This is a genomic window from Saccharomonospora saliphila YIM 90502 (assembly GCF_000383795.1).
In the GTDB taxonomy this organism is placed as follows: domain Bacteria; phylum Actinomycetota; class Actinomycetes; order Mycobacteriales; family Pseudonocardiaceae; genus Saccharomonospora; species Saccharomonospora saliphila.
Genome location: NZ_KB912640.1, coordinates 400,317 through 412,149, shown reverse-complemented (window position 1 = coordinate 412,149; position 11,833 = coordinate 400,317). Strand labels below are relative to the sequence as shown.

Sequence of the window (11,833 nt, the reverse complement as noted above, 5' to 3'; positions counted from 1 at the left end):
CGGGTGGGTCGCGGTGCTGGCGGCGGCCGTGGTGACGGCCGGGGTGGCGCCGTCGTTGTGGCTGGGCCGCCGCGTGCCGGTCGTGCGCTGGATCGTGCTGGGCGCGGCGTCGGGAGTGGTCCTGTCCTGGGCCGGTGTGCTGGTGATCGCACTGGGCTGACCAGCCACGACGGTCCTCGGCCGTGCGTGTGCGCGCCGGAGGGAGCCGTCGCGGGCGGCGGGTCTTCCAGCCGCCCGGTTGGCCCGATCGGCGCACGGGTAGTTTGACCGCATGTCGTCGCGCACCAATACGACCAACGCAGAGACGCCGAACGTGGTGGTCACGGGAGGCTGCGGGTTCATCGGCCGCGCCGTGGTCGCGGCGTTCCGGCGCAGGGGCGCGCGGGTCACCGTGGTCGACCGCGAACCGATCGAGATCGCCGACGAGGGCGTCGTGGCCGTGCAGGGCGATCTGGCCGATCCGGAGGTCCGGGAGCGCGCCGTGGTTCCCGGCACCGACGGCATCGTCCACCTCGCCGCCATCACCTCGGTGCTGAAATCGGTGGAGATGCCCGCGCGAACCTACGCGCAGAACGTCGCCATCACGCACGAACTGCTGGAATTGGCACGAATGCACGGTGTGCGCAGATTCGTGTTCGCCTCCACCAACGCGGTGGTCGGCGACGTCGGCACCGCGACGATCAACGAGGACATGCCGCTGGCGCCGCTGACGCCGTACGGGGCGACGAAGGCCGCCTGCGAGATGCTGATGTCCGGCTACGCGGGCGCCTACGGCATGGCGACCTGTGCGCTGCGCTTCACCAACGTCTACGGGCCGGGCATGAGCCACAAGGACAGCTTCGTGCCCAGGCTGATGCGCGCGGCGCTGCGCGGTGAGGGCGTGCGGGTCTACGGCGACGGCACGCAGCGCCGCGACCTTGTCTTCCTCGACGACGTGGTGCGCGGTATCGAGCTGGCGTGGGACAGCGAGCACGTCGGCAGGGCCATCGTCGGCGCGGGCCGCTCGGTGTCGGTGCTCGACCTCATCGACGCCGTCCGCGACGTCACGGGCAGCCCCATCCCGGTCGACCACGTCCCGGCGCCCGGCGGTGAGATGCCCGCCGTGGTGGTCGACCTGGAGCGCAGCGCCGAGACCATCGGCTACCGGCCCGCCCACAGCCTGCACGACGGCCTGGCCGCCACGTGGCAGTATTTCCTCGACCACGACAGGCAGAAAGTGTTCTGAGTGACCGGGTTTCTCCGCCGCCACTGGCTGCTGGGTGTCCTGCTGACCGCTGGCGTCACGCTCCGTGTGCTGGTGTGGCTGGCCTACCAGCCCGCTCTGCTCTACATCGACACCTTTCGCTACCTGGGCAACCTCGACGCGCTCCGGCCGCACGACCTGAACCCGGTCGGCTACGCGGCGGTGCTGAAGGTGCTGTTCGGGTTCGGCGGATTCTCGTTCGTCGCCGCGGTGCAACACCTGCTGGGGCTGGTGCTGGCCGTCTCGCTGTACGCGCTCGTGCTGCGGCACACCGCCCGCCCGTGGTTGGGGGCGCTCGTCGCGGCCCCCGTGCTGCTCGACGCCTACCAGCTTCAGATCGAAGAACTCATCATGTCGGAGGTCTGGTTCCAGGCCCTGCTGGTGGGCGCGATGTGGGCGTTGCTCGGGCGGGGCACACCGACCGGGTGGCGCTGCGGACTGGCCGGGTTGCTGGTGGCCGCGGCGGTGCTGACCCGCACCATCGGCATCACCGTGTTCCTGCCGATGGCGGTGTATCTGGTGGTGGCCGGGGGAGCCTGGCGCACCCGCGCGGGGTGGAAACGCATCGGCGTGCGCGTCGGCGCGGCCGCCCTCGGCGCGCTGGTCGTGCTCGGGCCGTACGTGGCCTACTTCCACTCCGCCACCGGCAGGGTGGGGCTCACCGGCGCCACCGGCAACGTCCTGTACGGGCGTACGGCTTCCGTGGCCGACTGCTCGGAGCTGCCCTCCGGCGACGAGATGTTGCAGCTCTTCTGCCCCGACGAGCCGCTCGACGACCGGCGTAAGATCGACTACTACACCCACTACGTCTACGGCGACCCCGACTGGCCGGAGGACCTGCCGCCGGGCGAGAGCAAGCAGGAGCTGGCCAACGAGTTCGCCATGGAGGTCATCACCAACCAGCCGATCGACTTCACCGCTTCGGTCGTGCGCGACTTCCTGAAGAACTTCGACCCGATCAAGCGCACCCACGCCAAGGACGTGCCGGTGGAGCGCTGGCAGTTCCAGCTCACCTATCCGTACTACAACGTCGGACCCGACTCGCTCAGGCAGTACAACGAGACGACGATGGAACGCGACGGCGTCCTGCCGCACGCCGACACGGACCTGACCGGCTTCCTGCGCGCCTACCAGCTCGGCGGTGGCTACACGTGGGGGCCGGCGCTGGCGGCGGCCTCGATGCTTGGGATACTCGCCGCGCTCGGCGTCGGCAGGGCACGGCGGTCGGGACTGCGGTCGGCGGCGCTGCTCGCCACCGGAAGCGGTCTCATCCTGTTGCTCGGTTCGTCGGCGTTCGAGTTCTCCTGGCGTTACCAGATTCCCGCGCTGGTGCTGCTGCCGTTGGGGGGTGCGCTCGGTCTGGCCGCGCTCCTCGGGGCGCGCCCCGAGCGGTCCGGCGCGACCACAGGACGGAGACCGACGATGGACGACTTCCCCGACGACGTCGACGCCGAGGCGGTGGCCGACTTCCGCCAGCGCTACGGGTCGAGCCCGTTCGGCCCGCTGGTGGTGGTGATCGCCGCCTACAACGAGGCCAAGGGCATTGCCGCGGTGTTGCGGGACATGCCGACCACGTGCGGTGACCTGCCGGTGTCGACGCTCGTCGTGGTCGACGGCGCCACCGACGACACCGCGCGCGTCGCGCACGAGGCCGGGGCGTACGTGTGCGTCGCGAGCCGCAACCGGGGCCAGGGCGCCGCACTGCGGCTGGGCTACCACCTCGCCCACGAGTGCGGTGCCCGGTACGTGGTCACGACCGATGCGGACGGCCAGTACGACAACAACGAGATGCCGATGCTGGTCAAACCGCTGCTCGACGACGCGGCCGACTTCGTGACGGGATCGCGCACGCTCGGCAGCTACCAGCACGACAGTACGATTCGCTGGCTGGGCGTGCGGGTGTTCTCCGTGCTGGCATCGGTGCTCACGCTGCACCGGATCACCGACACCTCGTTCGGCTTCCGTGCCATGCGCGCCGACCTGGCCACCTCGGTGACCCTGCGCGAGCCGCAGTACCAGTCCTCGGAGCTGCTGCTCGGCGTGTTCGCCAGGAAGGCACGGGTGCTGGAGGTGCCGATGACGATGCGGCTGCGCACCAACGGCGCCAGCAAGAAGGGCCGCAGCCTGAAGTACGGCGCGAACTACGCCCGCGTCATGCTCGGAACCTGGGTTCGCGAGTTCGTCCTGCGCCGCGGAACACGAACCGGTCGAGCAACGCGAACTTCGCGATGAACACCAGGCCGTAGCTTCCGAGGAAGACGGCGTCGAGCACGACGATCCGGACGAAGCCGGACAGGTCGAGCGGCTCGGTGAGGTGGCCCGCGAGCGTGGTCAAGCCCACTGAGGCCACGCCCGCCGCCCCGATGACGCAGAAGTACGGCACCAGCTCCCGCTTCACCGCGGGGGTCCCGGTGCGGCCCCATGCCCAGCGGCGGGCCAGCAGGAAGTTCGGGACCGCGCCCGCGACGAACGCCAGTGCGCTCGCCAGCGCGGGTGCCGCGCCCGCCCACAGCAGACCAATCAACGTGGCCTGGCTGATCCCCGTCGCGAGCGCCGAGCTCGTGGCCGCGCGGAAAAGCCGGACCAGCAGCCGCGGCCGAGTGAGCCGGGCACTCGGAGGTTCGGCGGCGGCAGCGGATGCTGTGCTCACCCTTCCATTGTGCATACCCGCCATCCGGGGGGCCCGGGCACGTCCGTATCCTCCGTGCGGGTTGATCCGTGTGCCCCGGTGGTACACGGTGACAACCGGATTCAGGGAGTGCGGTCGCTGGGGGGAACCCGGCGTTGACGAGAGTGACGATCTGGAGGCAGTCGAGTCGTGCGAGTCCTCGTTCTGGGTGGTGACGGATATCTGGGGTGGCCGACCGCCCTCCATCTCTCCGATTGCGGCCACGAAATCGCGGTTGTCGACAACTTCGCACGCAGGGGGTACGACGAGGAACTCGGCTCGCAGAGCCTCGTCCCCATCGAGGACCTCGACGCCCGCGTCGCGGCGTGGAAGGAGGTCTCCGGCAAGGAACTCGGCTGCTACGTCGGTGACCTCGTCGACGCCGACTTCGTGTACCGGGTCGTGCGCGAGTTCGAACCCGACACGATCATCCACTTCGCCGAGCAGCGCGCGGCGCCGTACTCGATGATCGACCGCGAGCACGCCGTCTACACGCAGTACAACAACGTGGTCGGCAACCTGAACGTCATGTACGCCATCGCCGAGATCAACCCGGAGATCCATCTGGTGAAGCTCGGCACGATGGGCGAGTACGGCACCCCGAACATCGACATCGAGGAGGGGTGGATCGAGATCGAGCACAACGGTCGTTCCGACCGGATGCTCTTCCCGAAGAAGCCGGGCTCGTTCTACCACCTGTCGAAGGTGCACGACTCGCACAACATCGAGTTCGGCTGCCGCATCTGGGGCATGCGGGCCACCGACCTCAATCAGGGCGTGGTCTACGGGCAGAAGACGGACCAGACCGCCCGCGACCCGCGCCTGGCCACCCGCCTCGACTACGACGCCGTGTTCGGCACGGTGCTGAACCGCTTCGTGATCCAGGCCGTGCTGGGCCAGCCGCTGAGTGTGTACGGCAAGGGCGGTCAGACGCGCGGCATGCTTGACATTCGCGACACGGTCGAGTGCCTGCGGCTGGCCGTGGAGAACCCCGCGGACAGGGGCGAGTTCCGGGTGTTCAACCAAATGACCGAGAGCTTCTCGGTGAAGCAGGTCGCCGAGCTCGTCGCCGAGACGTTCCCCGGGCCCGTGCAGATCGACTACCTCGAGAACCCGCGCTGGGAGCTGGAGGAGCACTACTACAACGTCAAGCACACGGGTCTGCTCGAGCTGGGGCTCAAGCCGCACCTGCTCTCGGACACGCTGATCGAGTCGCTGTTCCCCCTCGTCGAGGAGAACAAGCACCGCGTCAACCACGAGAACCTGCTGCCGAAGGTCAAGTGGGCGAGCGCCAAGAACTGACGCCGTCCTCCCTCTCTTGTTGGCGAGTCGGCAAGGCCTCCTTTACTGCATTGAGCGCAGTGAAGGAGGCCTTGCCGGTGACTGACTGCCGTGCCGGCGCCTGACTGAAGGGCGGTGGGTCAGCCGCGTTGGCTGCGGACCCCGAGAAGGACGTCCTCCCACGCGGGGACGGCCGGGTGGGTGTTCTTCTTGCGGGGCGGCTTGCCTCGGCTTGCCGTGGCGGCGTGCCCGGCCTGTTCGGGCACCAGCCGCTCGTCCTCGCCGTCGCCCGGTGCGGCGGTGGCGCCGCCGGGAGCGGAGGAGGCAGGGGACACACCGTCGTCGTCGGCCGGGCCGGGTAGCGGGGCCTCGATCACCCTGGCGCCCTCCCGGCCGGTCTGGTGCGCATCTTGAGTGCCCGCCTCCTCGGAGTCCCGGCCGGACTCACCGACGGGCCGGGGCATCCGGTGCGAGTCGGGGTCGAGCAGCGCCTCGGCCTGCTCGTCGAGGGCGGTGACGGTGCCGCCGTGCGCGCCGGGTGAGAACGACCAGTGCGCGTGGTTGTCCGACCGGCCCGCGCTCCAGCGCAGCCCGATGACCCACTTGCCCTCGTCGGAGCGCCAGGCGTCCCATTCCGCCCGGGCGTAGTCCTGGCCCCACAGGCCGAACGAGTGCGCGACGATCTCGCCGAGGGTGCGGACGTCCGGTCCGTCCTCGCGGACCGGGTGCGCGCGCTGCGCGAGGTCGGCGGTGCGAGAGCGTTCGAGCAGCACCGGGTGGGCGAACCGCTCGATGCGGCTGGTGGGCATCCCGGCGGCCGAGGCGACCTGTTCGACCGACTCGCCCGCCCGGATGCGGCTCTGGATCTCGCGTGGGCGCATCGTGCTCTCCTGCTCGATCTCGATCTGGCCGAGCCGGGCGACGTCGCCGCGGGCGGCCGCGCGGAGCCGCTCGTCCACGGGCAGGAGGAATCGTTCGCGGCGCTCAGGGTCTTCGCACACGAGGGACGTGCCGTCCTCGTGCAACCCGACCACTCGCAGCGTTCGCATGTCCGCCTCCGAAAGACATCACCTTTGTGGGTGTCCACGGTAGGACGGCGCGTCGCCTTGACGGGTGAGGCGCGCCGGAGTTTCCGCGAACAACCTGTGTCGATCGTGCTCCACACGGTCGATCTGTACAGCTCCGACGCGCCGTGTACCCGCCTCCCGATCAGGCGAATCCTGAAACCGCTATTTCGCGAGCCGTTCCACGACCCACTCCACGCACCGCGTCAGCGCGGTGATGTCGTCGGGCTCGATCGCCGGGAACATCCCGACCCGGAGCTGGTTGCGGCCCAGCTTGCGGTAGGGCTCGACGTCGACGATGCCGTTCCTGCGCAGCGTCGCGGCCACGGCGGCGGCGTCGATGTCGTCGTCGAAGTCGACCGTGCCCACGACCTGCGAACGCAGTCCGGGCTCGCTCACGAACGGCCGCGTGTACGAGGTCTTCTCCGCCCACTGGTACAGCCGGTCGGAGGATTCGCGCGTCCGCGCGGTGGTCCAGTCGAGGCCGCCGTTGCCGAGCATCCACTCGATCTGGTCGGCCAGCATGAACAGCGTGGCCACGGCGGGGGTGTTGTAGGTCTGGTCCTTGCGCGAGTTGTCCAGCGCCGTGGTCAGCGACAGGAACTCGGGCACGTACCGGTCCGAGGCACCCAGCTCGCCGATCCGGTCGAGCGCGGCGGGCGAGCACAGCGCGACCCACAGCCCGCCGTCCGAGGCGAACGACTTCTGGGGCGCGAAGTAGTAAACGTCGAAGTCCTCGGCCGCGACGGGCAGTCCGCCAGCGCCGGAGGTGGCGTCGACGGTGACCAGCGCGCCCTCGCTGCCCTCGGGGCGGCGCACGGGGACGGCCACGCCGGTCGAGGTCTCGTTGTGGGCCCAGGCCACCACGTCGCAGCCCGGCTCGTAGGCGATCGCGGGAGCGCTGCCCGGTTCGCCCTCGACGACGACCGGGTCGGCCAGGAACGGCGCCTTCTTCGTCACGCCCGCGAACTTCGAGGAGAACTCACCGTAGGTGAAGTGCTGGGCACGCTCGCGCACGAGGCCGAAGGCGGCAGCGTCCCAGAACGCCGTCGTGCCTCCGTTGCCCAACACCACCTCGTAGCCGTCCGGCAGGCGGAACAGCTCGGCCAGACCGGACCGCACCCGGCCGACGAGGGACTTCACCGGCTTCTGGCGGTGCGAGGTGCCGAGGACGTGTGCCCCCTCCTTGGCCAGGTTGGCGAGCTGCTCGGGGCGCACCTTGGAGGGTCCGCACCCGAAGCGGCCGTCGGAGGGCTTGAGGTCTGCGGGCAGTGTCAACTCATCGGCTTCGGACATGCCGCCAGTCTTTCACGGTCCCGGACGAGGTTGAATGACGCGCGTCACCCCCGCCACCCGGACGGGTCGACTCCGCCCGGGATCGGCGCCGTCGGGTCGTACGGAACGCGGGTGAACACGAACGTCGCCAGGTCCAGGTGGTGCGGCCTGCCTTCGGCGTCGCGGACGACCGTGAGGGTTTCCCCGGAGTAGTAGCCGTCGAGGCCGAGCCAGCGGTCCCCGCCCAACGGGCGGAAGCGGGACGCACGGCCGGTCCCGGACACCGGGCGCAGGTCGAGCAGGCCGTCCGGCAGCACCCGCAGGTGGTGCGGCGACGGGCCCCAGTGCCACAGACCGGTCAGCTCCAGCAGTCCGGTGTCGATCGGAGCCGGGCGCCACTCGGGCAGTGCGGGCTCGTGGTCGTCGGCCAGCGCGATCAGATCGGCCACGAGGGAGAGGATGCCCACACCGCCGGTGGCGTTGGCCAGTGCGATCGCGCCCGTACTCGTGGCCGGGTCGATCATCGTGCAGGCGAGGAACCCGGGCATGGACCCGGTGTGCCCGGCCAGCCGCCGTCCGCCCGTGTGGGCGAGCTGGAAGCCGAGGCCGTACCCCATCGACCACGGTCCGCTGTCGTCGATCATGGCGGCCTCGCGCATCTCGGCGACGGTGTCCGGGTGCAGCACCTCGCCGGTGTCGCCGCCGACGAACGCGGTGAAGCGCGCCAGGTCGTCGGCGCACGACCAGAGCTGGCCCGCGGGCGCCATCGCTCCCGCGTCGTGCGCGGGCTCGGGCAGCACGACGTCGGCGAACGGGTGCACGGTCAGGCCCGGCGCGTGCGCCCGGGCGGGCGCCTCGGTGGTCTCGCGCATACCCAGCGGGTCCAGCACCTCGGTGCGCACGGCGTCGAGCCAGCTCGTGCCGCGCAGCCGCGCGACCAGCTCGCCGAGCACGCCGTAGCCGACGTTGGAATAGTGGAACCGGCGGCCGGGCCGGTGCTTGACCTCGCCGGCGCCGAGGGTGGCGTTCAGCTCGTCCCAGTCGCCGCCGGGCGCGCGTTCCCACCACTCGCCGGGTGACTCGGAGGTCAGGCCGCTGGTGTGGGAGAGGAGCTGGGCCACCGACGTGCCCCCGAACGCGGTGCCCGGCACGTGCTTGTCCAGCGGGTCGGTCAGATCGAGCCTGCCCTCGTCCCGCAGGCGCATGACCACGACCGCGACCAGCGACTTGGTGATCGAGCCGATGCGGTAGAGCGTGCGGGTGTCCGGTCGTGCGCCCCCGACCTCGCCGCGGCCCGCCGAGAACAGCGTCTCGCCGTCGCGGACCACGGCCGCCACCAGGGACGGGGCGCGCCCGGTGGCCTGTTCGGTGGCGACGCGCCGCAACAGGGCGAATTCGGTGGTCGGCAGCATGGCCGTCATTCTGCCTCGCGCTCACCCCGTGCGCGCCGCGCGGCCGGTCGCCTGGAGCCTGCCGATCACGGCGGCCACCGCGAGCAGCAGCACCAGCAGCATGATCGTGCCGAGGTTGAGGCCGAGCCCGGTGGTGAACACGAACGCCAGCGCGCCGGCGAACAGGCAGTAGTAGATCATCGGGATGATCGTCTTGCGGATGAGGTCGCCCTCGCGTCCGAGCAGTCCGACCGTGGCCGAGGCGGCCACGACGTTGTGCACGGTGATCATGTTGCCCGCGGCCCCGCCCACGGCCTGCCCCGCGACGACGGGCTCGGGACTGACGCCGATCTGCTCGGCGGTGGAGAACTGGAACAGCGAGAACATCAGGTTGCTGACGGTGTTGCTGCCCGCCACGAAGGCGCCGAGCGCGCCGATCCACGGCGCGAACACCGGCCACGCGTCGCCGACGGCGGAGGCGGCGCCGTCGGCGAGGGTGAGCGGCATGCTCTCGTAGCCGGAGGTGTTGAGGTCGGAGTTGATGAACACCCGTACCAACGGCAGCGCGAACAGCAGGGCCACCGCCGTGCCCGCGATCTGCCTGCCCGCCACGCGCCAGGAGGCCGCGATCCGCGCGCCGTTCATCCGGTGCAGTCCGTAGGCCGCGACGCTGGCGAGCACGAGGATGAAGCCGGGCAGGTACAGCGGTTCGAGGCTCTCGGAGATGCCGGTGCCGAGGATGCCGTCGAAGTTCAGCGAGATCCCGGTGAGGGCATCGGAGAGCGGTTCGATCGTGCGGGTGAGCACGAGCAGCACCGCCACCAGCAGGTAGGGCGACCACGCGCGCACCGGGTGCATCCGGCGGCCCGCGACGTCGGAGTCGGGCTCCACCCGGCCCATCCAGGTGGATTCCCAGTTCGCGCGCGGCGGGAAGTCCCAGGGCTCACGGGGAAGGAACACCCCGCGGCGAGCGGCGGCGACCACGATCGCCAGTCCGATCAGGCCGCCGAGCAGCGCGGGGAACTCCGGGCCGAGCAGCGCGGCGACGGCGACGTAGGGCACGGTCATCGACAGCGCCGCGAACAGCGCGAACTTCCACACCCCGAGCCCGTCCGCCAGCCGGGCGGGAAGAGGCTTGTCCCTGGTGCCGAAGAACCCGGTGAGCAGGCACACGAGGAACAGCGGGATCAGCGTGCCGACGATCCCGTGGATGAGTGCGGCGTCGAGGGCGATGCCCGCGATGTAGTCGGGCAGGGGCAGGCCCAGCATCGAGGCGCGCTCGGCGACGTCGGCGTTGCCGCTGAGGCCGTCGGTGACACCGACGAGCACGGGCGTGCCGACCGCGCCGAAGGTGACCGGGGTGCTCTGGATGGTCAGGCCGACCATGACCGCTGCCATCGCCGGGAAGCCCAGTGCCAGCAGCAGCGGCGCGACGACGGCGGCGGGGGTACCGAAGCCCGACGCGCCCTCGATGAAGCTGCCGAACAGCCAGCCGATGATGATCGCCTGCACTCGCCGGTCGGGGCTGATGTCGGTGAACGTGCCCCGGATCGTGGCCAGCGCGCCGCTGCTGCTCAGCGTGCCGAGCAGCAGGAGCGCGCCGAAGACGATATAGAGCAGGCCGACCGCCAGCACGAGCCCCTCGATGCTGGACGCCGCGATGACGACGGGTTCGACGCCCCAGACGAACGCCGCCGTGCCGACCACGACGGCGAAACCGAGCGGCATCGCGTACTTGGCGGGCCACCGCAACCCCACCAGCAGGATTCCGATCACCACGATGGGTGCCAATGCGACGAGACTGAGCACCGCCAGGTTGTCCATGCCCGCACCGCCCTCGTTGGTGGCCCGAACTTCTCGGTAGCCGAAGCAGCCGTTTTCCACATGGCGGAATGTGACTTCCGCCATAATCGCGGAGCGACACAGTGTTACAGCACCTGAGCACGGCGTCAACACCGTCGTCGCGCGGGCCGAGCCGAGTGTGGAGGGCGTGGCGAGGAGCACGAACCGGCCCGTGCCGCGTCTAGCATGAGCCGATGCCTCGGAGCTGGGTCGAAAGTGAGGACGGAGTCCGGCTGGCGGTGCGGGTCCACGAGCCCGACCCGGCCGGAAACGGCCACGGGGACGCGGCCAGGACCGTGCCGACCGTGGTCTGCGTACACGGGTATCCGGACGACTCCGCGCTGTGGGACGGCGTGCGCGCCCACCTCGGCGGGCGCTTCCGCGTGGTCACCTACGACGTGCGCGGCGCGGGGGACTCGGACGCGCCGCGCGAGGTCGCGGCCTACCGGCTCGACCGGCTGGCCGCCGACCTGGCCGCCGTCGTCGACCACGTCTGTCCGGGTGAGGCCGTGCACCTGCTGGCGCACGACTGGGGGTCCATCCAGTCCTGGCACGCCGTCACCGGGCCGTGGCTGCGTGGCCGGGTCGCCTCGTTCACCTCCATCTCCGGGCCCAGTCTCGACCACGCCGCGCAGTGGATGCGGTCCCGGCTGCGGCCCAGCCCGCGCCGCCTCGCCGACGGGGCGCGCCAGCTCCTGCACTCCAGCTACCTCGCCTTTTTCCAGCTCCCCGTCCTGCCCGAGCTGGCCTGGCGCAGCGGGCTCCTCGCGCGCCTCGTGCGCCGGTGGGAGCCCGCCGAGCCCGCACCGCGCCGTTCCGACGCGGTGCACGGGCTGAACCTCTACCGCGCCAACATCGTCGGCCGCCTGGGCCGTCCCCGGCCCCGCCCCACCGACGTCCCGGTCCAGGTCCTCGCCCCTGCGCAGGACCCGTTCGTGGGAGTTCCGCTCCAGACCGAGATCGGCCGGTGGGTGCCGGATCTGCGCGTGCGCCGTATCCCGGGCGGGCACTGGGTGGTGCGTGCCGACCCGGCGCGTGTGGCCGGTGCCGTCACCGAGTTCGTCGAGGC

The 11,833-nt window shown here is 70.9% G+C and carries 10 protein-coding genes; 5 read left to right on the top strand and 5 right to left on the bottom strand.

What is annotated here, in order from left to right; all coding sequences use genetic code 11:
* The 3 genes from SACSA_RS24495 to SACSA_RS0107040 all read left to right on the top strand — a co-directional run.
* On the top strand, positions 1 to 160 hold a 160-nt coding region (locus SACSA_RS24495), incomplete at its 5' end, for a DUF2537 domain-containing protein (RefSeq protein WP_019814571.1).
* Between the two features lie 111 nt (positions 161 to 271).
* Positions 272 to 1,225 (top strand): NAD-dependent epimerase/dehydratase family protein, encoded by a 954-nt coding sequence (locus tag SACSA_RS0107045; RefSeq protein ID WP_019814568.1) that lies wholly within the window; start codon positions 272 to 274, stop codon positions 1,223 to 1,225.
* Positions 1,226 to 3,475 (top strand): glycosyltransferase family 2 protein, encoded by a 2,250-nt coding sequence (locus SACSA_RS0107040; RefSeq protein WP_019814566.1) that lies wholly within the window; start codon positions 1,226 to 1,228, stop codon positions 3,473 to 3,475. It abuts the gene before it with no gap.
* Here the strand turns inward: SACSA_RS0107040 and SACSA_RS0107035 are convergent.
* Complete coding sequence (locus SACSA_RS0107035) at positions 3,396 to 3,917, bottom strand: GtrA family protein (protein WP_019814564.1); 522 nt, start codon at positions 3,915 to 3,917, stop codon at positions 3,396 to 3,398. The genes SACSA_RS0107040 and SACSA_RS0107035 overlap by 80 nt on opposite strands.
* Before the next feature lie 144 nt (positions 3,918 to 4,061).
* Here SACSA_RS0107035 and SACSA_RS0107030 point away from each other — a divergent pair, with 144 nt between their 5' ends.
* Positions 4,062 to 5,213: an NAD-dependent epimerase/dehydratase family protein gene (locus SACSA_RS0107030; protein WP_019814562.1), complete on the top strand. Its 1,152-nt coding sequence runs from the start codon at positions 4,062 to 4,064 to the stop codon at positions 5,211 to 5,213.
* Between the two features lie 119 nt (positions 5,214 to 5,332).
* On the opposite strand, the gene sepH is transcribed toward SACSA_RS0107030, so the two are convergent.
* The 4 genes from sepH to SACSA_RS0107010 all read right to left on the bottom strand — a co-directional run bounded on the left by sepH (position 5,333) and on the right by SACSA_RS0107010 (position 10,746).
* Positions 5,333 to 6,241 (bottom strand): septation protein SepH, encoded by a 909-nt coding sequence (gene sepH, locus SACSA_RS0107025; RefSeq protein WP_048876479.1) that lies wholly within the window; start codon positions 6,239 to 6,241, stop codon positions 5,333 to 5,335.
* Between the two features lie 180 nt (positions 6,242 to 6,421).
* Positions 6,422 to 7,552 carry a phosphoserine transaminase gene (serC, locus tag SACSA_RS0107020; RefSeq protein WP_019814558.1) on the bottom strand — a complete coding sequence of 377 codons (1,131 nt, stop codon included), beginning with the start codon at positions 7,550 to 7,552 and terminating at the stop codon, positions 6,422 to 6,424.
* Positions 7,553 to 7,596: 44 nt separating this feature from the next.
* On the bottom strand, positions 7,597 to 8,952 hold the full coding sequence (locus SACSA_RS0107015; protein WP_019814556.1) for a serine hydrolase domain-containing protein: 1,356 nt from the start codon (positions 8,950 to 8,952) through the stop codon (positions 7,597 to 7,599).
* Between the two features lie 12 nt (positions 8,953 to 8,964).
* On the bottom strand, positions 8,965 to 10,746 hold the full coding sequence (locus tag SACSA_RS0107010; RefSeq protein ID WP_019814554.1) for an L-lactate permease: 1,782 nt from the start codon (positions 10,744 to 10,746) through the stop codon (positions 8,965 to 8,967).
* Between the two features lie 212 nt (positions 10,747 to 10,958).
* Between SACSA_RS0107010 and SACSA_RS21895 the strand changes: the two genes are divergently transcribed.
* Positions 10,959 to 11,833 (top strand): alpha/beta fold hydrolase (locus tag SACSA_RS21895; RefSeq protein WP_019814551.1); only part of this gene is annotated, 875 nt, incomplete at its 3' end.